At 40.1% G+C, this 21124-nt stretch carries 21 protein-coding genes; 14 read left to right on the top strand and 7 right to left on the bottom strand.

The genetic code is table 11. The features are described from left to right. The 11 genes from K9L86_05500 to K9L86_05450 form a co-directional block, all read left to right on the top strand. Positions 1 to 1502: hypothetical protein (locus K9L86_05500; protein MCF7908305.1), on the top strand; the 1502-nt coding region annotated here is incomplete at its 5' end. Between the two features lie 303 nt (positions 1503 to 1805). Next, positions 1806 to 2225, top strand: coding sequence for a hypothetical protein (locus K9L86_05495; protein ID MCF7908304.1), 420 nt, complete (start codon positions 1806 to 1808; stop codon positions 2223 to 2225). A 6-nt stretch (positions 2226 to 2231) separates the two neighbouring features. Next, positions 2232 to 2915, top strand: coding sequence for a hypothetical protein (locus tag K9L86_05490; protein ID MCF7908303.1), 684 nt, complete (start codon positions 2232 to 2234; stop codon positions 2913 to 2915). A 639-nt stretch (positions 2916 to 3554) separates the two neighbouring features. Then, positions 3555 to 4175 carry a transcriptional repressor LexA gene (gene lexA / locus K9L86_05485; GenBank protein ID MCF7908302.1) on the top strand — a complete coding sequence of 207 codons (621 nt, stop codon included), beginning with the start codon at positions 3555 to 3557 and terminating at the stop codon, positions 4173 to 4175. A 192-nt stretch (positions 4176 to 4367) separates the two neighbouring features. After that, a complete protein-coding gene (locus tag K9L86_05480) occupies positions 4368 to 5225 on the top strand; it encodes a site-specific DNA-methyltransferase (protein MCF7908301.1) in 858 nt (285 codons plus the stop codon). 13 nt (positions 5226 to 5238) lie between these two features. After that, entirely contained in the window at positions 5239 to 6045 is an 807-nt protein-coding gene (locus K9L86_05475; protein ID MCF7908300.1) for an MvaI/BcnI restriction endonuclease family protein, read from the top strand. 24 nt (positions 6046 to 6069) lie between these two features. Then, positions 6070 to 6843, top strand: a complete 774-nt coding sequence (locus tag K9L86_05470) for a site-specific DNA-methyltransferase (GenBank protein ID MCF7908299.1) — start codon at positions 6070 to 6072, stop codon at positions 6841 to 6843. A 348-nt stretch (positions 6844 to 7191) separates the two neighbouring features. Beyond that, the gene (locus K9L86_05465) at positions 7192 to 8178 is read left to right on the top strand and encodes an SIR2 family protein (protein ID MCF7908298.1); all 987 of its coding nucleotides are present in this window, start codon (positions 7192 to 7194) and stop codon (positions 8176 to 8178) included. Beyond that, complete coding sequence (locus K9L86_05460; GenBank protein ID MCF7908297.1) at positions 8175 to 10955, top strand: hypothetical protein; 2781 nt, start codon at positions 8175 to 8177, stop codon at positions 10953 to 10955. The genes K9L86_05465 and K9L86_05460 overlap by 4 nt, the downstream gene beginning before the upstream one ends. A 16-nt stretch (positions 10956 to 10971) precedes the next feature. Further along, the gene (locus K9L86_05455) at positions 10972 to 11865 is read left to right on the top strand and encodes a hypothetical protein (protein MCF7908296.1); all 894 of its coding nucleotides are present in this window, start codon (positions 10972 to 10974) and stop codon (positions 11863 to 11865) included. Between the two features lie 34 nt (positions 11866 to 11899). Continuing rightward, positions 11900 to 12724: a hypothetical protein gene (locus tag K9L86_05450; protein ID MCF7908295.1), complete on the top strand. Its 825-nt coding sequence runs from the start codon at positions 11900 to 11902 to the stop codon at positions 12722 to 12724. Between the two features lie 7 nt (positions 12725 to 12731). Here the strand turns inward: K9L86_05450 and K9L86_05445 are convergent, their stop codons facing one another. Then, positions 12732 to 13799 carry an integrase core domain-containing protein gene (locus K9L86_05445; protein MCF7908294.1) on the bottom strand — a complete coding sequence of 356 codons (1068 nt, stop codon included), beginning with the start codon at positions 13797 to 13799 and terminating at the stop codon, positions 12732 to 12734. A 200-nt stretch (positions 13800 to 13999) separates the two neighbouring features. On the opposite strand from K9L86_05445, the gene K9L86_05440 reads away from it, so the two are divergent. Both K9L86_05440 and K9L86_05435 read left to right on the top strand, forming a co-directional pair. After that, a complete protein-coding gene (locus K9L86_05440; GenBank protein MCF7908293.1) occupies positions 14000 to 15739 on the top strand; it encodes an autotransporter domain-containing protein in 1740 nt (579 codons plus the stop codon). Positions 15740 to 15868: 129 nt separating this feature from the next. Then, positions 15869 to 16198 (top strand): pyrimidine dimer DNA glycosylase/endonuclease V, encoded by a 330-nt coding sequence (locus K9L86_05435; GenBank protein MCF7908292.1) that lies wholly within the window; start codon positions 15869 to 15871, stop codon positions 16196 to 16198. A gap of 17 nt (positions 16199 to 16215) precedes the next feature. Here K9L86_05435 and K9L86_05430 read toward each other — a convergent pair whose 3' ends face one another. The 3 genes from K9L86_05430 to K9L86_05420 are packed head-to-tail and all read right to left on the bottom strand — an operon-like array spanning position 16216 to position 18589. After that, positions 16216 to 16629 carry a DoxX family protein gene (locus tag K9L86_05430; GenBank protein MCF7908291.1) on the bottom strand — a complete coding sequence of 138 codons (414 nt, stop codon included), beginning with the start codon at positions 16627 to 16629 and terminating at the stop codon, positions 16216 to 16218. After that, the gene (locus tag K9L86_05425; protein MCF7908290.1) at positions 16629 to 17696 is read right to left on the bottom strand and encodes an FAD-dependent oxidoreductase; all 1068 of its coding nucleotides are present in this window, start codon (positions 17694 to 17696) and stop codon (positions 16629 to 16631) included. The genes K9L86_05430 and K9L86_05425 overlap by 1 nt, the downstream gene beginning before the upstream one ends. Continuing rightward, positions 17693 to 18589 (bottom strand): prenyltransferase, encoded by an 897-nt coding sequence (locus K9L86_05420; GenBank protein MCF7908289.1) that lies wholly within the window; start codon positions 18587 to 18589, stop codon positions 17693 to 17695. Before K9L86_05420 ends, K9L86_05425 begins: the two co-directional genes overlap by 4 nt. A gap of 22 nt (positions 18590 to 18611) precedes the next feature. On the opposite strand from K9L86_05420, the gene K9L86_05415 reads away from it, so the two are divergent. Then, a complete protein-coding gene (locus K9L86_05415) occupies positions 18612 to 19652 on the top strand; it encodes a polyprenyl synthetase family protein (GenBank protein MCF7908288.1) in 1041 nt (346 codons plus the stop codon). Positions 19653 to 19662: 10 nt separating this feature from the next. Here K9L86_05415 and K9L86_05410 read toward each other — a convergent pair whose 3' ends face one another. The 3 genes from K9L86_05410 to K9L86_05400 are packed head-to-tail and all read right to left on the bottom strand — an operon-like array spanning position 19663 to position 21112. Next, positions 19663 to 20523 carry a tetratricopeptide repeat protein gene (locus tag K9L86_05410; GenBank protein MCF7908287.1) on the bottom strand — a complete coding sequence of 287 codons (861 nt, stop codon included), beginning with the start codon at positions 20521 to 20523 and terminating at the stop codon, positions 19663 to 19665. Further along, on the bottom strand, positions 20520 to 20807 hold the full coding sequence (locus tag K9L86_05405) for a lycopene cyclase domain-containing protein (GenBank protein ID MCF7908286.1): 288 nt from the start codon (positions 20805 to 20807) through the stop codon (positions 20520 to 20522). Before K9L86_05405 ends, K9L86_05410 begins: the two co-directional genes overlap by 4 nt. Further along, the gene (locus K9L86_05400; protein ID MCF7908285.1) at positions 20804 to 21112 is read right to left on the bottom strand and encodes a lycopene cyclase domain-containing protein; all 309 of its coding nucleotides are present in this window, start codon (positions 21110 to 21112) and stop codon (positions 20804 to 20806) included. The genes K9L86_05405 and K9L86_05400 overlap by 4 nt, the downstream gene beginning before the upstream one ends. Positions 21113 to 21124: the final 12 nt, after the last annotated feature.

Raw genomic sequence — 21124 nt, 5'->3', positions numbered from 1 at the left:
ATTGCCAGGTGAATTATCGCAAGGCGCATCCCACCCAGGGTGAAATACTTACACGATACTGCGAAAAAGAAATAACAGACTATTATCGTGATCAGCAAGGCAACTCCTTTATAGTGCTCCCTATCGATAATCATCTGGAGGTATGCCAGACCAACAGCTCCCGCTTCAGGAACTGGCTTGCCAAGCGCTACCGCTATAAATACAAAAGCCCGCCATGTAACGAAGCATTAAAACAGGCACGGATTCAGGCAGAGGCAAAATGCGAAGATTCGCCCAAATTCGAACTTTATAACCGTGTCGGCTGGTATAAAGACAGCATTTATTATGATCTTACTACACCCGATTGGAAGGGAGTCTTTATAGATAAGAAAGGCTGGCAGGTTGTCTACCTTCCGCCGGTATTCAAAAGATACAATCATCAGGATACGCAGGTTATACCTGTTAAAGGACATGATCCGAAGAGGTTTCTGGAATTCTGTAATATCAACAAGGATGATTACTGTCTTTTCATGACGATGTTAGCGTCGTTTTTTATTCCAGATATTCCCCACGTTATACCTGTTCAAGTCGGCGAGCAAGGCACGGGAAAATCCAATAATTCCCGGTTGATTAAAAGCCTATGCGACCCTTCCAAGGTTATGCTCATCTCAAGCCCAAAGGATTTGGATCAGGCTCAAATGATAGCAGATAAACACTGGATAAATACTTTCGATAACCTTTCGAAGATTTCCGAATGGTTCAGTGATTTCCTCTGCCGGGCCGTAACCGGTGAAGGTGACATGAAACGCTCGCTTTACACGAATGACGAGGTATTCATACGGACATACCGCCGGTGCTTTGTATTAAACGGTATAGGCAATTCCGTATGCAGGCCGGATTTACTGGATAGATCCATCATCTTCGATATCCCGCCTTTAAAAGAAACAAGGCCCGAAAAGCAGATTGCCGATGAATGGCAGGCATCGCTTCCGGGCATATTGGGCGGTTTCTTCTCGGCGATATCCAATGCTATGGCCATCGTTAATAAAGTAACCGGCCATGAAAAGTTTAGAATGTCAGACTTTGCCAGGTGGGGCGCGGCCCTTTCCGAGACACTGGGATATTCACAGGATGAGTTTTTCAAAAAGTATCAGGAGTCGGTTGAGTATAAATGGGAAGATACTGCCGAAGAGAACCCTATTACGCAGAAGTTAGCCTATCTTGTGGAATCCAACGGCGGACAGTGGTGCGGTTCAGCCACTACCTTGCTTGAGTATATTAAGCCGGAGTCCGGGTTCGATAAACGCATTCCCGATAATCCCAAGGCTCTATCATCGGAGCTTATGAGGATAGCGCCGGTTATGCGTGGTATAGGAATTGATATTGTACGTAGCAAAAAGCGGGAATCCGGAACGGGCCGGAAGCTATTTATTTTACGCAAGAATAAAGGCGATACGTTTTTTGAAAACAGTGTGAACGAAGGTGTGAACGTCTGTGAACGTTGCGAAGATACGCCGGGCTGATTCGAGTGAACGTTGTGAATATCAGCCTTCCACGGTCACAGCCATATTCATGGGGTAACGCATGAAGCCATAACAAGTTATGAAGATTGTGAAGATCTTGAACGTAATTTCCTGCTTTTTAAGGTTTAGAAAAATAAGGGTAAAAGGTCAAGAAACTACGCAAAAAGAGGTAATTAGAAAAGACAGGAATTTACGTTCACAACGTTCACGGTCATCACAGGGGGAGGTGATTCTATGAGGGTGTAGATAAAAAGCCATGGGTAATTTCATAGTAACGAAAACCAAAACAGGAGGAGACTAAAAATGAACCAATTACATGTATTGAATACGATCAGTCAGATGATCAAGCGTTATGTCCCGGGCTCGGAGGAAGAAAAACAACTTGTGCATTTAATCGACGCCAATATCTACATGAAGCGCAATAAATGCACTCTTGCCGAGGCTTTACGGGTGACAGCAAAGAAACATCCGGGAATGGTCTCTACCGGCGATATCCGGCTTGAACATCTCAAGCGGGCCTATGAGTACAGGGATAAATTCGAGTGTACGTTAACCGAGGCTTTAAGCCGGACAGCGCCGGATAAAAAGGTTGATTCCGACAGCGCTTTAATTGCCGAGCAGTTGGAGCATATCGAACGTGCCAGAAGTTATCAGGAATCGAATGGTTGTAGCCTGGAAGAAGCCTTATCTATTACAGCACCTAACAAAATCGAAAGGAGATAAAAAATCATGAAACTTAATTTTCTGAATATTCTGAATAAGAAAAGCACGCCGGATGAGATTGTCGAACAGATAGTAGCGCTTGAGAAAAAGCAAAGGCAATATCAGAAGGAACACGACGAGGCGAAGGAAAAGGTAAAAGAAATCAGAAGCCGGGCAATATGCGACGAGAAAATAAGTCCGGATGCGGTAAAGCAAGCGGACAAGCGTTTCGATGAGGCCAAGATAAATCTCGAGATCGTTGACGAAACTATCGAAAAGCTAAAGGCAAAGCTTTCTGAAACACTGACAGCCCTGCATGAGGAAGAATCACGCAATATCGTGACAGAGCGCAGAGTGCTTAACAGCAAGCGTTTGAAGGTGGAGCTTGAGCTCTGGCGTGAAAAAGGCAGGCTTTACGCTATGGCTATCGCAATATATGGTCATCCGGAAACCGCACGAAGACGTCTTGAGGAATATCCATCGTTCAGTCCGGCGCTTGGAAGTGAACCGTATGACATATTTCATGAGGCCAAAGACAGAGCCTTGGCCGATAGAAGTAAGCCGACGGTTGCGGATATCGAAAAGGATATCGAGCGAAAGGAGAGCTGGGTGCGGAGCTTCGATATCGAGGAAGAAATAGACAAACTTACGAAACGTTTCAGTGTGCAGTCTTCCCTTGCTGTGGATGTTTCGGAAGCGGTAACGGAGTAACAAGTCAAATAATGCGGAGAAGCCCAAGCGATGATCTCGGACGCTGTTCCATCGCAAAGGTTTTGTCAGGTAAACTCTGTTAGAAATGACGGCTTTCTAATGGAGTAAATGCGCCTTGGCAGAGGGTGGAGATTGGCCTCCTTGCCACCCTCCTCCGCACGCATTATTATTGTGGGTCCTTCCCGGGCGGGCCTGGGCCGAGGGTCAGCCGAGGCGCAGTTTGTCAGTGATTTTGACTTCAAAAAACGATGTCAGGGACAATTTTGTCATTCGCATCATGATCTTGGAAAAGACTATTTATGCGTAATATATTGTAGTTATTGATGTTATGATTGGAATTATTTCACGATTTGAGGGCAAAACGGCCGGTACACCCTGACATTCCAATGCCAATATGTCAGTAAAAAGGGCCCAAAATGGCTCAAAACAGGGTCAAAACAGGGCAAAATTGTCATCATTGACATGCGAATGTCAGTATAAATGTAGTTTTGTCCTGTTAAGCCGTGGCTTTGAAAGTCAGTAAAACCTGAACAAGTTTTGATGTTCTGAAAAACACATATGTTATTATCAGCGTTGCCTTTTCATCATCAAGAAAATAAATCATTGACAAAGTTATCCATGTTGTATACAATTGTATACATGAGCAATATAATGATTTCCGATAAAGAAGCGATTGTCATTAAAGCCATCCGAAATGCTCTTGTCAATTTTGGCAAATGCCCTTCATTAAGAGACTTAATGGGGACTTTAGGATATCGTTCACCTCGCTCTGTTGCCCTATTGATTAACAAATTAATTTCTAAAGGAGTGTTGCGTAGAAATCCTTCAGGGGCCTTGCGATTGGTTATGGATATTAATAACAGTGATAATGTTCAGACAATCAGCGTGCCTCTTGTCGGTACTGTTGCCTGTGGTATTCCTATTTTAGCTGAAGAAAATATCGAATCGTGGTTTCCGGTTTCAACAAAATTAGCCCAACTTCCGCATAAATATTTTCTTGTCAGAGCCAAAGGCGACTCAATGAATCAGAAAGGTATTGAAGATGGTGACTTCCTACTCGTGCGCAAACAGGAAACCGCAAACACAGGAGATGTCATCATTGCTTTAGTTGACAACGAGGTTACAGTTAAACAATATAATTCATCAGGAGATACGGTCGTTTTGAAACCGTGTTCGAGCAATAAACAACATAAGCCAATAGTGGTTACTAGAGATTTTCAGGTGCAGGGTATTGTAGTTACTACGATTCGAAATATCTAATTTTTTTATTTTACCTAAACGAAGTAATCGATTGAGGGAAGGGGAAAAGAGATAGAAATGGGAAATCAAAGTTTTGGTCATAGCGCGGTTGACAAAAGATCTATTGATCAGGGTCACAATGATAAGAGTAAAACAGAGCAAAAAGCCTTGGCCGTTTTTGAAGGCGATTCTTTATATGGCACAAAGCTAGGTATGGCGCACGAGCGTTTATGTAATTGTGGCCATACACATATTAATTGCATGGGCCCCAAGGACTGGCTTAAATCCCAAATAGGAGTTTGGCAGTTTTTTTATGAAACTCGCGATATAAGAGATAAATCTGTTCATCCTGCAACTTTTCCAATATCCCTCGCAAAAAAAGTCATCGAATTATTCACACATCAGGGACAATTGGTTATTGACCCGTTTGTTGGAAGTGGAACATCACTTATTGCCGCAACTGATTTGAACCGAAATGCCGTTGGGTTCGATCTCCAAAAAAAATACATTGAGTTATGTGTTAAGCGGCTCCAAAAGAATCCTAACCTGTTTAATGCATGTGCTCAGATGGCCATTCAGGATGACGCCAGAAATATTTCAGAATATCTCTCCCCCAATACTGTAAGTTTGATCTGGACATCTCCGCCCTACGCAAATCTTTTAAATAGATCCCGTCAAAACAAATCTCGACGCGACAGGAACAACAAGCAATTGGGTAAAGTTGAGCAATATTCTCAAGATGTGCGTGATCTAGGCACAATGGCTATTGATTCCTATACGACGGCAATGGGAGATATTTTTGAAGGGTTACTTCCTCTGCTTAGAGAGAAAGCACATTGCGTTATTAATGTTCCGGATATGTGGTGGGAAAACCGGCGCATTACAATTCACGTTTCGTTGATTGAGGAACTCCGTAAGAGAGGCTATGAATTACGAAATGTCATAATATGGGATCGTACCAATGTGGTCAATGGCATTGGTATTTTTGGCTGGCCAAGCAATTATATAACAATGGGTGTAACTTTTGAATATCTTTTAGATTTCTGGAAGCCGCCCCAAAAAAGGTATTAGTGAAAGGGAGATTATGAAATTATTTTCAAAGGATGAGTTAATCAAGGAAATTAAAGCTATCGCATCGAAAGGGTGGCATAAGAGCGTAAAACAAACACGAGACACTCGAAATGATGGCGCTGTTGGCAACACGCTTGAAGTTCTTCTTGGCATTACAGAAAACAATCTGCCGATTCCTAATGCTCGAGAATGGGAGCTTAAAGGACAGCGAGCGCATTCTTCTTCGCTTATAACATTAAAGCACATTGAACCATCGCCAACAGCGGCTCGGATTGTAAGCAATATTCTTTTACCAAAATATGGTTGGCCACATAAACAGGCTGGGTTTAAATACCCCAAAACTGAAATGAGTTTTCGGTCTACCACCAGCTCTAGTAGTTTTACAAATCGCGGATTTACAGTAGTCGTTGATCGTACTGCTAAAAAGTTGAAGTTCGTATTTGACTCAAAGAAGGCTGATATGGCAGACCCTGAGATCAAGGCATGGCTATCTTCTGTTAAAAAAAGAGCTGGCTTGGGAGCGATTTCACCGGAGCCTTATTGGGGCTTTGAAGATTTGAAGTATGCGATTGGCGAAAAAATAAAGAATTGTTTTTACGTTATCGCTGAGGCCAAAATTGACGACGGGCATGAGTATTTTTGCTATCAACACCTTTCTGTTCTATCTGGTTTTTCATTTGAGAAATTCTTGTGCTGTGTAGAGGCAGGAAGTTTGTTGATTGATTTTGACGCCCGAACGGGACATAACCACGGAACAAAATTTCGGCTCAAGCAAGGCGTGTGGTCGGATCTATATGATGATGTTAAAGAGGTGTTTTGATTAACCTGTTATCGAAAGAATGAAATGAGTGCTAAACTAAAATTTCCTAAGGATTATCTGAATAAGATCATTTGCGGTGATTGTTTAGAAGTAATGAAAGCAATGCCGGACGAATCGATTGATTTGGCTGTGACATCTCCGCCTTACAATCTTAAGAATTCTACAGGAAACGGTATGAAAGATGGTCGCGGTGGTAAATGGTCGAGAGCCGCTTTGATTAACGGATACAGTCATCATGATGACTGTATGCCTCATGAAGAATATGTGTCATGGCAAATTAAATGTCTCGATGAAATGTATAGATTAATAAAAAATGACGGAGCAATTTTTTATAATCATAAATGGCGGGTACAAAATGGCTTGCTTCAAGACCGGCATGACATTGTCAGTAAATTTCCTGTGCGCCAGATTATTGTTTGGAAAAGAAAAGGTGGAATTAATTTTAACGCAGGGTATTTCTTGCCTACTTATGAGGTTATATACTTGATAGCTAAACCGGATTTCAAATTGGCAAAAAAAGCGAATGCCTACGGTGATGTTTGGGAATTTACGCAGGAAATGAAAAATGGGCACCCTGCTCCATTTCCTGTATCTTTGATTCAAAGAATTGTATCATCAACCAATGCTAAAATTGTACTTGATCCTTTTATGGGCTCGGGAACGACAGCCGTTGTTTCAAGGGACCTTAAACGAAATTATATCGGCATTGATATTTCTCCAGAGTATTGTCGGATGGCGCGGGAACGAATACATTCAAAACAGCAGTCGACTAAAAAAGAAAAATGTTTAAAGTGCTAATTTGATGGGCGAAGGTTGCTCGAGAGTTTTAGACTAAAAGACCTGCCATTGCGATTTGCCGTAGCCCGATAGAATTCAGGTTATGGCATTTTTTATGAAAGTAATATTATAAAGGTCATGTATGAGTAACAAATATTTTGAATATCCTAAAAAGACTACCCTGAAAACTGCCCAGATAACTAACCAGTAAGAATCATGGGTTGGTAAATTAGGTTGGTAGAAGGGTTAGCAGGTAGTGGGGAACTAACCGACCGGTGAATATACTGTACCCGTCAAAAAGGTTTTGGATCAAGCAGAGGTATTGGACGGAGAGGTAGATTTAGAAACGTATATTAGGGGGTATTATTGATGACGATAGAAGATAAAAATCCTGCGTCAAGAATTATTCCCAACATAGAAGATCATTCGTCTATTATCGACGCAGCTCAAAACGGCAAATTAATTTTGTTTGTCGGCAATGGAGTATCTAGATTATTGGGGTACCCTTCATGGGTTGAGCTTGGAAGACGGGCGATTGACATTCTCTATAAAGAAGGGCACATCGAATATTCAGAAAAATCTTCTCTCTTAGCCTTAAACCCCAAGATTCAACTCTCTATTTTTTTTGATAACTACAAAGCAAAAGGCATCGATTATGATTATGGAAGGTTAATTTTTCAGGATAAAGAAATAGCGGTAAAAACGGCGATATACGATGCTTTGTATTCGATAGGGACTGTTTTTGTAACGACTAATTATGATGATTGCCTTGATAAGCTCGCTGATAATAAAATATTAAGTTCAAAAGGTGATGACAGTTCTCTGGGAAACTCTGGAATTACCTCTCCTACTTCTGTATTTTTCAGGAAAGAGGATTTAACATCTGCGCGACTAGATCAGCCAGGCTCGGTTATTCATCTTCATGGAAGCGTAAAAAGCAAAGAAACCATGATTATGACCACCAGAGATTATATGGATCATTATATGAATAGATTTGTTATAGATTTTTTAAATGATTTGTTTTCGCGGAAGATTGTCTTGTTTATTGGATATGGACTGGAAGAAGAAGAAATATTGGAGTTCATTGTTAGAAAAAGCAATTCCCCGAGGGTTGAAGAACCAAGGCATTTTTGGCTATATCCACGTATGAGCAGGGATAACGCTGCCTATAAGCATCTTAAGGGATATTTTGAAAGACATTGTGGCATAAAATTGATTGACTATAACATCGACAAAAAAGGACACGTTCATTTGGAAGAGATCATTATTAAATGGGCAGCTGTTCTAAAAGCTAAAGTCAATAAGCCTAATTTTGAAGAAGAAAAAGATGTCATAAGGCGGTTATTAAACAAATGACGAATATAACTCCAGAGCAAAAAAGTCTTTTAGATTACATGGCAAAAGGGGCTGAATACCGAGCACAGGTCTTTAATGAATTGTCGAAGGTTGAATATCTTACTTTGCTTAAAGATCATGGTTATTTTGGTTCAACAAATAATCCTTCTCCAGTAGAGTCGGAAAAAAACAAAGGTTTCTTCTCAATTCCATATTGGCCTGCTTTGACATATTTAGAAAAGGTATCCAAAGAATGCTCGAAATCTGGAAATAAAGAGCATGTCCGAAAGTTAATGTCAATTATTCGTGAGGTGACTCGTCCCGATGATAAGACCAAAAAAGCAGATAATTGGCGTACGTGGCAGTCTTTTGTTAAAATCATGGCACTCTTGCCGTCAGATGTCGTGGAAATAAAAGATATTGAGCTTATTGCTGATTGGCTTGACAGTAAGTTTGATGCCTCAATGGTAATGCTGGAGATTGGCAAAACCCTTTTGCCAAACTTATTGAAAGAACCAGAGGAGTTACAAAAAGTTAGCCGACTTATAGAAATCATTCTTGACTTCATCAGGATTGAAAATCGGCATAGCCTTGGTGCCCATAGTTTGCAGGAATTATTTAAGATCAATGCTACGCATTTGGGCGAAAAATATGGTGCCGAAATTGTCGAAATTCTTAAGAAGAAAATTGAGCATATTGTGACGGAAAAGGATGACGCATATTCTTATATGTGGCGTCCAGCAATCGAAGATAGCGAACAGAATATAAGCAGAGATGAATATCGACATATTTTAGTTTCTGGATTAAGAGATGTGTTTCTTGCCTATGCGTCCTCACAGGAAGCGTCTACTATTATTGAATCATGCTTTAGGTCAGACAAGCATATTATTAGACGTTTTTCATTGTATATTACAGGACAGTTGTTTGATAAATACAAAACCACTAGTGAAAAAATCATTCGCGATACCGGTAAAACTATTTTCCTCGAAAGTAATTATCACCACGAACTGTATAAGCTGATAACACGCCACTTTAAACAATTTTCTCAAGATCTTCAGAATTCATTGATGAATGATGTTGTTCAGTTGTCCGGGGACTGGAGAAAAGATGTTGATAAGGAAAAATTGGATGCGATACTTCGCAGGCGATGGCTATATGCTATTAAAGTTTCGGGATATTCAATACCGAATGATGTAGAGGAGAAATATTTTAAAGGGATTGATTATAAGCCGGAACATCCAGAATTCTTAAGTTATATTGGACCTGTATCATGGGGGGATGAGTCTCTATTTTCAGCTAGTGAATTGTTGGCACAGGGAAGCATTAACGAAATTATTACTTTCCTTGGTAACTTCAAAGGTAAAAACCGCTTTGGAGAAACTGCGATACGAGAAGCAGGCCAGTCTTTAAAAGAAGCGATTAAGCTAAAACAGGGATTTTTTGAAAATTGTCTCATTGAGTTCAAGAAGTCTAGTTACGAATATTGGTATTATGTAATAGAGGCGTTTGAAGAACTTGCGCGGGATAAAAAAGAGATTAATTGGGACAAGATTTTAGACTTTTGTCAAGCTATCGTCTGCGATGATGTATTGTGGGACGGGAAAGAGAAGGAGAGTCAGTTTCCCCTTGAACCTAAGAAAAGTTGGATTCCTGCGGCTATCTCGGATTTGATCAAGAATGGGATTCAGAATGACGATTTGAATCTTACTGAGAATAATTATAAGAGAATAGACAATATTATTCGGACCCTGCTTGATAAACAAGAATCAACAGCAAGTGGTAAAGATGAAGACGCGCTTACCGAAGCGATTAATACCACAAAGGGTCATGTGCTAGAGAGTTTTAAAAGTTATGTCCTTAGGCGGTACCGTGATTTCGAAAAATTGCCTGATAAAGGTATAAAAGAAAAAGAGGATTTCTGGAAGACAGTAGCGCCACTATTTAGTCGGGAGATTGAAAGAACAAAGGAAGGAAACTTCGAATTCTCAAGCCTATCTGGTGCTTATTTGCCTAATTTGTATTATTTGCAGAAAAATTGGGTTACTTCGAATATTAATAATATCTTTCCTGCTGAAGAAAAGCATTGGCGATGCGCTATGCAAGGATATTCTTATGTCAATACCGTTTATGCTGTTATCTACAATCTATTAAAAGATAACGGTCATCTAAGGCGTGCGCTTGATACAAAATTTTCGAACGATCAAGCGAAAAGACGAATTGTAGAAAATGTAACAATATCCTACTTAAGGGGGCAAGAGACTATAGATGGCCAAGACAGTTTGTTTAAATATATTTTAGAAAAATGGGACCCAAATGATATTGAAGAGGTGATCAGTCTTTTTTGGGCTCATAGGGATGCGCAATTAGATTGCGACCAAAAGGAAAGAATATTTGAATTTTGGCGGTATTGTTTTAACAGAACAAAAGGAAAAGAAGACAAAAACAAAGACATCCTTTCCGATTTGAATCTACTCGCGGTATTTCTTGATCAATTACAAACAGAGCAGGTGGATTGGTTGAAGCAGTCAATTAAATATGTAGAAGAGCGTTACCATAGTTCATTCTTACTTGAGTATTTCGATAAATTAGCAGACGTTAACCCAAAAGACGTAGGGAATGTATTTTTAATAATGATAGAAAAAAGTATTCCGTGGTATAAGCAAGAAAATATTCAATCTATTGTTGAAAAAATTTATTTAGCTGGTTTTAAAAATGAAATTGCAAATTCTATTTGTGATAAATATGCTAGAGCAGGGTTTGAGTTTTTAACAGAAATTTATAAGAAATATAACAAGTAGTGGGCTGAGACGTATTATGGCAAAAGATAACATAAATTACTATTATTATCTTGTAGCTTTTATCGATATTTTAGGCCAGAAAGAAGCTTTTCAAGGGCTTGAAGGCCAATCCCTTGAAGATAATCATCCACGCTTAGTAGAAGCCCATAAACAAACAGCGATGTTCGTCGAAACTTTGCGCAATGGATTCCAGGATTTCTTTGATGCTTATACAGAAGAAAGGGAGCCTTCGGTTAAAGTGCCTCCGGAAAAAATGGAGCAATTCAAAGAAATGCTAAAAAGCAATTTGAAGCATCAACGTTTTTCAGATTGTATTCAAGCTTACGTTTGTCTGCATACGGATAAATATCACTCACATGCAATTAATGGTGTCTTTGGCACACTGTTAGCGTGTGGAGGCATGATGGTTTTATCTTTGGCAATGAAAAAGGCATTTCGAGCCGGTATAGAAGTGGGCTTGGGAACTGAATTGGTTAATGGCGAAATTTATGGACTTGCCTTATATAAGGCATATGCATTGGAAAGCAAAATTGCGGAATATCCACGAATAGTTATCGGGCGGGAACTGTTAAATTATTTGGCGACGTTAGCAAATAAGCATCCGCAATTACCCGCACAAACCAATGAGGATGTCGAGCTGTGCAAGGTTATGGCAACGAGTTGTCTAAAAATGATAGTCCGGGATTTAGATGGTGTGTCAATATTAGATTATCTCGGTAAGGAATTCTTACAAAGTATAAATGAAAACTCAGAACAGGCAAAGAAATTTGAAGAAGGACTTGGCCAAGCATCTAAATTTGTGGAATCAGAATACAAAAAAAGAAAAGAAGCCGGAGATAAAAAATTGGCACTGCGTTATTACTTATTACTGAACTATTTTAAAGCCAAAAAGCCTTCTATCGAACAATAAACTTTGAAAACAACCTTTATATCATGGAATTAATATGATTTATGCAATCGGAGTAGACATATCGATAGCTTTCCGCAAGGATGTATATTATTTTCGTTATAAGGATGTTGATTTTAAATATGTGCCTCATTATAAGAGCAATGAAACTGACGATCTGGTATGCAAGATTCCCAAGGGCAGTAGCCAACCGAAGATGTTTGAGCTGATGACTGAATTTCTTTCCGCTTTTACCTTTGCTAATAATGCTCGGGTTATAACGCACTCCGGGATAAGTTCGCAGGTAGACGCTAAACTAAACAAGGTTAACATTCGTTTTTCCGTCAAAAGGTCGATAAATGCCAGTGAATCCATGGACGAATTCTATACAATATCTCTTTTGAGTACACCGGAGCAAATCCAGTTAGCCCGTTTATATCGGGAAGCAAATAGCTCAAATAATATTTATTTGCAAATTCTTTTTTTCTGGCATTGTTTGGTATATCCCAGCGCAGATGAAAGTGTGGCCGTTGCTTATATTAATAATCTTGTTGGTAATTGGCCTCGAGAGTTAGAGTATATGCGTGAAACTATAACTCGTTTTACAGCCAATAGAATTTTTCTTCATGATCAAAATACTAATAATGTGAGTGCCGGAGAATACGTGAAGGATTCGATTAGACACAGCATTGCTCATATTGTTAGAAAGCCTGGTTATGGCATTGATTTAAAGTTGGATTCATGGGATCAAGTTCGCCATCTTCATGACATTGGTTCTTTTCTCCAGTGTGTGGCACGATATCGATTAGAAAACGAATACGCAATGAAAGCTTCGAATGACACTGCTATATTTCGTTACATTAATGAGGATGAGTTACTGTGACCTTCCGTTACCCCCAATAATAATGCTTAATCATCCCACCCAGGCGTGAGTCGCATTTGAGCTTGCCGGTTGATTTCTCCGAATGATATTCAAGGGGCCGGTTATCCCGGCCGGAATGCGGACGTTTGGTATTATAGTATTTGACGTATTCCCGGACAAGGTATTCGAAGTGACGTTCGCCGAACACGAAGAAGTGATCCGTGCATTCCCTTTTTATGGTTCCCACGAAGCCTTCGGCATAAGGGTTAAGATTCGGTGACCGGTGCGGTATCTTTTTGACTTTTGTATTACAGTCTTTGAAAAGGCTATTGAACTCTTTCGGGAATTTAGCATCACCGTCTCGAATAAGGAGCTTCTTGGTCTTATCTTTGAATAGAAACGATACCGTCTTTGACGCTTCCATCACCCATTCCTTTTTAGGTTTTTCTGTTATACCGGCTATATGGACCTTCCGGGTTCTGATATTCAAGAAGAATAATACATGGAATAGCTTGGGCCCCATGGCTGTCCAGATGGTCTTGGTAAAGAAGTCACAAGCCCATAAGGTTTCGAAATGGCGCTTTATATAGGCATCCCATGAGTCATGGGCCCTTATTGGTGCCGGATCAAGGCCGTTCTGGCGCATTATGGCCTTTATGGTATTCCGGGACAGTCTGATGATGTTTAGTTTCTTTAACTCGCCCATTATCCGGCCATAGCCCCAGTCGCAGTTTTCCCGGGCAAGGCGTACTATAAGGTCTATTATTTCCTGTGTGGTCTTTCTGGGCGTGCCTTGCTTGGAAGGCTTATATTTATTGCGGATATCGCCATTTACCCAGCGCCTGAAGGTAGAATAGCTTACGATGGATATAATGCCTTTTATTCTGCCCCTGCAGGCAAGGCCGTATTTGATGAGCTTACGTTTCTCGGCCGGGCTTGTGGTTATCCGTTTCGGGCATTTGGTCCGCAGAACCTCATTCTCCACTTTCAGGTACTCCATCTGCCGGATCAGGTCACTGTGGACAACCCTGCCCAGAAGCAGTAAAAACTCTTGGAATATACAGCCGTTTATGGTATAAGATTGGGTGTGGTTCATGATACAAAAGCTCCTTTCATGGCAAAAAGTGTTGTTTTGAGTAAGTGTCCATTCTACAACAAGTTAGGCGACTTTTCCTACCTTAAAAACCGGTCGCATATTAACTGCACCCCGCTAAACAGCATATAGCCCTTTCTGGGCATAAAACCCCTCAAAAATTCTCATTATTTTAAGGCGTATTTAAGGCTATTTTGGCACCCTTGAGCTTCAAGGGCAAAGGCAGGGCTTTGTTTCGGATCCTCGGAATCCGTCGGAATCAGGCGTATTCTGGCGTGATTTTTGCTGGGTCTGGTGACTTCTATGCGGAATTCATAGCGAATCGAGCCGCAGTCAGACGTCTGCCCGGGGAGGGTACACTTTTTCTAGGGCATAACCTGGCGGCCGTAACTACTACTGTAGATTCGGCAGGAGACGGCGGAACTTTAAATCTTACTGGCAGCCGCACAATTACCGGAAACCTTACTTTAGATAATGCCGGCAGTTTGGGCTTGGGAGCCAATACTCTTACTCTTGGCGGTACCGGCATTTATACTCAAGGATCAGGGACTACCCTTAACCTGACCGTTGATACGCCTTCAACCTCAGGCAGGATAACTTCTGGTGCCGCAGCAGTGGTAAATACAGCAAGTACAGTGGCGGTTACAGTTAGCAATGATATCTATATACCGTCAAATGCAACCTTTACTATTATCGATACTAATGGTTCAGGAATAGGGAATGCTCCGACTACAGTTACCTCAAGTAACTCTCGGGTGTCATTTAGCGCGTCAAATTCCGGAGGCAACTTGGTTTTAACTGCTGACCGGTCAACCTCTGGGTTTGAAAGCCAGGCTTCCAGCTCTAATTCAGCTGCTGTCGGTCGGGTTCTCGATAATATAAGCAATCCTTCTTCGGACATGACCACGATTCTTAATACTCTCGAAGCTTTATCTGGTGGTGGCGTAGCTTCGGCCGAGAACGACATGGGCCTTTCTGCTAACAGGGGAGTAATCAATACCTCAAACGGTTCCCTGGATAAATTTGTCAGGACCACGGTATTGCGTTTACAAGATTCAAAGATCGAGGAAGATAGCCTTGAGGAAGACTCATTAGAGGATTCTTTTAATAACGATATCTGGTTTCAGTCTTATGGTGGCTATGCCCGGCAGGGTGAGCGTGGTGCAAGTAAGGGTTACCGGGCTAAGCTTTGGGGTAATGTTATCGGCTTTGACCACGGGTTTTTGAATAATTCTTTACGCTTGGGTATAGACCAAGGGTTTAGCGAAGGTAAGATCAGGTCAAAAGATAACGAAGAGCGCACTCGGATAACAAGTTATCAGACCGGCCTTTACGGAGAATATAGCCATCCGGATAAGCCTTATCTGTTTGATGCAGTGCTGACTTACGGCTACAGTGAATATAATAATTCGAGAAAGGTAACTGTCGGTTCTATCGAAAGGACGGCTAATGCTGATTACGATGGCCAGCAGCTCTCAGCTTACCTGGAAGGCGGCTATAAGTTGAAAAAGAAGAATTTCGAGATCATTCCGCTTTTAGCTTTAAGCTACACTAATCTCGAGCTCGATGATTATACTGAGACTGGAGCCGGAGCGCTGAATCTCAGCGTTGAGTCTCAGAATTACCAAACTTTACAGCTGGGCGGAGGTCTTAGGTTGAGTAAGGTTTTTGAGAGCGAGAAGATGCTGTTCACTCCCGAGCTTCGTTTTCGTTATTTCTACAGTGTGGTGAATGAAAAACAGCAGTCTTTAGCCAGTTTTGAGGGCGGTGGGGCTTCTTTTGAAACTTCAGGCTACCGACCGGCACCCTCAAGCTTTAATGTCGGTTCCCGTTTTGAATTCTTCAACAAGAAAAATACCACTCTTTTGGTTGATTTAGAAACTCAGCTTAAAGAAGACTTTTACGAACTTGGCGGATCGGTTACTTACAAAGTTAGTTTTTAATTATTTCGCAACAAAATATCTTAAACTTTTTTACTGCTCTCTACCTAGGGTTGCTTTTTTGTTTTTGTTGTTGGCGGGTAATGGCGGTAGAAATAGCAGAAAAGGCTGTGAAGAATCAAGCTTTTAATTATGAGAATTTGGGATATACCTCCAAAAAAACTTTGTCGCAATCATCTTCTAGGTGAGCATAGGGAATTACATGCTATTTGGTCTATTCTAACTAAGAATAAAAAAGGATACTCTCGGCATCCGGAGACGCTTAGATGGAAGTGTAAATTGGCTTCGTTATATTTGCGGCACAATAAACTTGTTGCGGAGATGGCCAATAGAGGATATAGGCATAAGAGCGACCTTGATAGAAAATTAGCTACCGGCTCAAAAAAGCAGTGTATATTTATAGATTCCTATAAAGAGCAGGTAAAGATATTAAAAAGAAAAAATTGTGGCTGTAAGATTTAACTTATTGTAACTTTATTTTAAAGATTTTTTAATTTATTTAGTTTTTGGCCTAAACTTAATTTTCCGCCTCCGGAGATGATTAGCGAAAGACAAATCAAAATTAGAACCAGATCATATTCATAACCACCGTTCATAATCGAAAAACCTTTAGCTAGATGGACTTTAAGCAGGGCAACTATCATAATTATTAAAAGTGATAGAGAAGAGATTCTTGTTAGAACCCCCAAAACTAAAAGGATTCCGGCGATTAGCTCAACGTAGGCAACTAGAATTGCCATGATTTCCGAAAAAGGAAAGCCTAGTCCAGCAAGCATTCCTGAGAAACCTTTTATTCCTGGTCCGCCAAATAGCCCAAAGGCTTTTTGTAGGCCGTGAAAAATAAACACTGCTCCAAGAGCCAGGCGCAGAGGCAGAGTCGCATAGCTTTTCATCAGGCACCTCCTTTTATAAGATTTTTAATTATTCCCAGCTTATTTTTAAAACTTTCCGAGCGAAAAATACACATAAAATAGTGGAGAAAAGTGGCTAAGCGGCTTTTTACTCTCAAGCCCAAGACTAAACCGCAGGATTTGTTGTTGGGCATGGGTATAACATAGCCTAAATCCTTAGGTTTGTATTCGGTTAGAGGTTTGCCTTTGATGCTGTTTATGATATTTCTTGCAGCTAGTCTGCCTTGAGTAATAGCAAATTGTATAGACATTCTTAAGGGCCGGCTGCGATAATCAAAGTTAGCTATGTCGCCGGCCACAAAGCAGTTGTCGGTTATTTTTAAGTATTTATCCACCTTTAATCTTCCCTGGGGAGTTTTGTTTTGTTTTAAGTTAAAGATGTAGTCGTCTGATTTTACTCCGGCTGACCAGATCAGCAAAGTTCTTTTGGGAATCTGGCTGATTTCAGAAGAAGCCAGGACTTCAATATTTAATCTATCAAGATTAGCTTTAACGTAATCTTTCATCCATTGAGGCAGAGTACCGAGCAGGTTGGGTGATTTTTCGATAATGCTGATCGGTTTAGCCTGACGCTGTCGCAGGTTAGTGGCAATTTCAATTCCGGTATAACCACCACCGATAACGACTATTTTATCAAAGTCATCTTTTTCTAGGCGGCTAAGGATAAGCTCGGCGTCTGCTATTGAGTCTAGTTTTAGTGCCTGTCTTTTCATCTCCGAGTTACCGAAAAAATTAGTTTTAGTTCCGCTACAAAGAAGCAGATAGTCATAGCTTAGGTCTTGAGAATCTAGCTTAAGATTCTTTTGAGCCAAATCTACCGATTTTACTTCTTGATTGATAAATTTACCGCCAAGTTTTTTAATAAAATCAGCTAAATTTACGGTAAGAAATACAGGATTTATTTTTTGGCTGAGGATATCGGGAAGGCAGGGTAGAAAATCCCAACTTTGCTTTTTATCGATAAGAACTAATTCCAGTTTAGATTTAGCCAGGGTTTTTACGGCTGAAATTCCGGCAAAGCCACCACCGACAATAACAATTTTTTTCATAAGATCAGACTTAAAATTAAAATTATACTTACCAGGCTATGTAAAGCTATGGTCATTTTAGCCGAATTTATTAGTTTTGTTTTGTCGGCGTAGTTTTCTTTTAATATTTTGCCGGCTTTATAACCAAGTAAGGCTAAGGCAAGAGCCAAAAGCGCCGGCCAGTCCAGATAGCCTAGGATAACATTAATAATTATTGAGGAAAAGCCCACGAGCAAGAGAAGATAATAAAATATATATGATTTTTTCGGTCCGAACAAGCTGACTAAAGTAAATTTATTAGCTTTTCGGTCATCTAGATAATCAGGTATTTCATTGGCAAAAAGAATCGCCGTGGTAAATATTCCTAAGGGTATTGAAAGCAGAAAACCTTGCAAGGTAGGAAAATGTTGGGTTTGGATAAATAAAGCACCCATGACCAGAGCCGGTCCGAAAAGAAGAAAAATAATCAATTCACCGAGGCGGTGGTAAGAAAATTTAAGCGGTTTATGGGAATAGGAAAAGCCCAAAAACAAGATAAATAAATAATAACCTAACACTGATAAATTTTTAAATCGTGCTGCTAGAATCAGAACACAGGCTAAGGCCAGTAAAAAAGCAAAAATCGCATTTTTTAGGTAAAACTTTTCCGAAAAGACTCCTTCCTGAATTAATTTAGAGCCGCCGAAAAAGCGGTAAAACTTTGTATCTTGCCAGTCAGCTCCGGATTTTGAGTCGGCATAGTCATTGATTAGATTGGCTCCTAGGTGAGTGGCGATAGCGCAAGTTAAGCCGAGAATAAAGTTTAGCCAGGAGGAGAAGCTCAATAATGATCCGAAAATAAAAGGAAATAGGCTAGCAGTGACAAAGGGAAGCCTTAAGGCTCTTGTATAGTTTTTAATATTTGAACTGCCCATGTTTATATGGTAGCATAAATAAATGCCTGATAAAATAAAAAAGAAAGTTGAGCTTGAGCTTAAAAAGTTCGCTACCGATATAGATAAAACCTATTCTTTGAGCAAAATCTCACCGCTGCTGTTTAAATCAATCAAAGATTTTATCCTGCGTAAAGGAAAACGGATCAGGCCGATACTTTTTGTGGTCGGCTATTCGGGATTTAGTAAGAAATTACCTGCCGGATTATACCGCAGTGCTTTGGCTATAGAGCTGATGCATGATTTCATGCTTGTCCATGACGATATAATTGATAAGTCTGATACTCGTCGTGGTAAGCCTTCAATGCATAAATTATTGGATAAATATTTAAAAAACTATAAGAAGGTTAAATTTAGCGGTCAAGATTTAAGTATAGTTATCGGTGATGTAATGTATGCTATTGCTATAAAAGCTTTTCTGGCGATAAGAGAGGACCCGGAACGCAAGGAAAAGGCTTTAAAAAAATTTATCGAGGCGGCTATCTACACTGGTTCAGGAGAGTTTATTGAGCTTTTGGGTGGAATAGATTCGATTGAAAAGATAACTAAAGACAATATTTATCGGATATATGATTATAAGACTGCTTGTTATACTTTTTCTACGCCTTTAGCTAGCGGTGCGATATTAGCCGGAGCCCCTAAAAAAGAAATCGATAAACTATTTAAGTTTGGAATATTTTTGGGAAGGGCTTTTCAGATACGAGATGACATTTTAGGTATGTTTGGCGATGAGCAGAAAATCGGTAAATCAACCCTTTCTGATCTACAGGAGTCAAAAAAGACCCTGCTTATCTGGCAAGCTTATCAGAATAGCAGCAAAGCTGTTAGGATGTCGATAAAAAGATTATTGGCTAAAAGTAAGGTAAGCCAAAACGATTTGGTAAAGGTGCGTCGGATTATTACTGAATCCGGAGCCTTGGATTATGCTGAGAGAGAAATTAATTCTTTGGTTAAAAGATCACAAGCTTTGATAAACTCGTCTTCGATCAGCGGCAACTATAAGGATTTTTTAATTAAATATCCGGAAAAACTGCTAAAGTCTTAAACCACCGGGTTTATTCTTCTACTGTCTGGCAATTAAACTTACATTCTCCCGAGAGCTCATCGTTGAGCAGTTCGTTAAGCGGATCAATGGCTTTTGCTTTTTTAAGATAGAGCTCATACTGTTCGGCATTGTTTTTGGCTTTATATACTTGAGCCAGCCTTACATAGGCATCGGCAAACGAGGGATCTTTTTTAAGACAGCGTTTCAAATAGTCTTGGGCTTTGTCCAGATTACCGCCGGCAATACCAGGGGCCAAGAAATAAAAGTTGCCTAGGCCAAATAAGACTTCCGGAGCGTCCGGCCGTAGCTTTTCAGCCCGTTTTAAGTTCGGTAATACCTGAGTTCCATTTATCAGTTTTGAGAGCGGTCCGCCCTTTGAAGCGATTAAGCCTTTGGAGCCGGCAAAAATAAGGTAAGCCCGGCTAAAGTTATCAATATCGGATGCCTCAGGGCCTTGTTTTATGACTTTTAAAGCCAGTTTTGCGGCTTCATTGAATTTAGTTTGGGTATACTTTATATAGGCAAGAGTTATGTAGGCCGGTGAGAAACCGGGATTAGTTTGGATTATTTGATCAAGTATTTCCTGGCTTTGTTTTAAGGCTTTTTTACGCCGCAAGACTTCAGCTAGGCCCCAGCGGGCTTCAAAGAGGTTGTTGTTTTGGGAAATAAGCTTGTCGAAGACCTCTTTAGCTTCATTGTCTTTATGTTCGTTTAGATAAACCAATCCCTGGATGTATAGTTCGTTTTCAGATTGAGGATTTTTACTCAGAGTTTGAGTCGAGGCCTGTTGGTGGAGATTTATCCAGTCCAAAGCAAACAATGGCAGGGAGAAGAATATTAAAAGAATAAGAATAAAAAATATTTTTTTCATTGCTTTTTAAACTGTTCCCAGAATATTATAGAGAGAGTGACCATGCTAAAGCCAAAAAGAAAGTCTTCCAGGGGGATGGTGCCCAGTCTTAAGCCCAAAAAGAAATCGGGATTATATAAAACAATAGTTTTAGTTAGGGCTCCATTGACTAGGAGTTTAAACAGAAAGATTATAAAAAGAAATAAATAAAAAATTTTCTTTTTAAACAGCTTTACTCCGCTTAAATTATTCCAGATAATAGTTAAAACCACCGAACTTATAGCTAAGAGAGTATATTCTTTCATTGGATTTTATTTTTAATATAGTTTATTGCTTCCCAGGTAAAAATACAGCAAAAAGGAATAACTATAAAGAATAATACTTCTTCTAGGGGTAAGTTAATTATTTTTAGCGATCCTACTCCTTGAGGATTGAAATGCCAGTGGCCGCGGGCTGTAGCTAAGATGTCCCAGGCTCCAAAAATCAGGACCACTAAGCCTACACTAACAAGCAAGGCTTTTAGATTTTCATAAAACCTCAGTGGCCGGTAGAAGCTGCAGGCAAAAGGAACCAGAACTGAAAGGATTAAAACCTTTAAATAATCTGACATCAGATATATTTT

This window comes from Candidatus Omnitrophota bacterium, assembly GCA_021735655.1.
Taxonomy (GTDB): domain Bacteria; phylum Omnitrophota; class Gorgyraeia; order Duberdicusellales; family 4484-171; genus JAHKAJ01.
This window is presented reverse-complemented; position numbering and strand designations above follow the sequence as displayed.

What these genes read in the sequence shown, in the direction of transcription:
- K9L86_05405 (MCF7908286.1), bottom strand. Translation starts at nt 20,807, where the DNA reads ATGAAAGAATATACTCTCTTAGCTATAAGTTCGGTGGTTTTAACTATT.
- lexA (MCF7908302.1), top strand. Translation starts at nt 3,555, where the DNA reads ATGAGCAATATAATGATTTCCGATAAAGAAGCGATTGTCATTAAAGCC.
- K9L86_05460 (MCF7908297.1), top strand. Translation starts at nt 8,175, where the DNA reads ATGACGAATATAACTCCAGAGCAAAAAAGTCTTTTAGATTACATGGCA.
- K9L86_05400 (MCF7908285.1), bottom strand. Translation starts at nt 21,112, where the DNA reads ATGTCAGATTATTTAAAGGTTTTAATCCTTTCAGTTCTGGTTCCTTTT.
- K9L86_05450 (MCF7908295.1), top strand. Translation starts at nt 11,900, where the DNA reads ATGATTTATGCAATCGGAGTAGACATATCGATAGCTTTCCGCAAGGAT.
- K9L86_05430 (MCF7908291.1), bottom strand. Translation starts at nt 16,629, where the DNA reads ATGAAAAGCTATGCGACTCTGCCTCTGCGCCTGGCTCTTGGAGCAGTG.
- K9L86_05465 (MCF7908298.1), top strand. Translation starts at nt 7,192, where the DNA reads ATGACGATAGAAGATAAAAATCCTGCGTCAAGAATTATTCCCAACATA.
- K9L86_05470 (MCF7908299.1), top strand. Translation starts at nt 6,070, where the DNA reads ATGAGTGCTAAACTAAAATTTCCTAAGGATTATCTGAATAAGATCATT.
- K9L86_05425 (MCF7908290.1), bottom strand. Translation starts at nt 17,696, where the DNA reads ATGAAAAAAATTGTTATTGTCGGTGGTGGCTTTGCCGGAATTTCAGCC.
- K9L86_05415 (MCF7908288.1), top strand. Translation starts at nt 18,612, where the DNA reads ATGCCTGATAAAATAAAAAAGAAAGTTGAGCTTGAGCTTAAAAAGTTC.
- K9L86_05455 (MCF7908296.1), top strand. Translation starts at nt 10,972, where the DNA reads ATGGCAAAAGATAACATAAATTACTATTATTATCTTGTAGCTTTTATC.
- K9L86_05420 (MCF7908289.1), bottom strand. Translation starts at nt 18,589, where the DNA reads ATGGGCAGTTCAAATATTAAAAACTATACAAGAGCCTTAAGGCTTCCC.
- K9L86_05445 (MCF7908294.1), bottom strand. Translation starts at nt 13,799, where the DNA reads ATGAACCACACCCAATCTTATACCATAAACGGCTGTATATTCCAAGAG.
- K9L86_05435 (MCF7908292.1), top strand. Translation starts at nt 15,869, where the DNA reads ATGAGAATTTGGGATATACCTCCAAAAAAACTTTGTCGCAATCATCTT.
- K9L86_05490 (MCF7908303.1), top strand. Translation starts at nt 2,232, where the DNA reads ATGAAACTTAATTTTCTGAATATTCTGAATAAGAAAAGCACGCCGGAT.
- K9L86_05410 (MCF7908287.1), bottom strand. Translation starts at nt 20,523, where the DNA reads ATGAAAAAAATATTTTTTATTCTTATTCTTTTAATATTCTTCTCCCTG.
- K9L86_05495 (MCF7908304.1), top strand. Translation starts at nt 1,806, where the DNA reads ATGAACCAATTACATGTATTGAATACGATCAGTCAGATGATCAAGCGT.
- K9L86_05480 (MCF7908301.1), top strand. Translation starts at nt 4,368, where the DNA reads ATGGCGCACGAGCGTTTATGTAATTGTGGCCATACACATATTAATTGC.
- K9L86_05475 (MCF7908300.1), top strand. Translation starts at nt 5,239, where the DNA reads ATGAAATTATTTTCAAAGGATGAGTTAATCAAGGAAATTAAAGCTATC.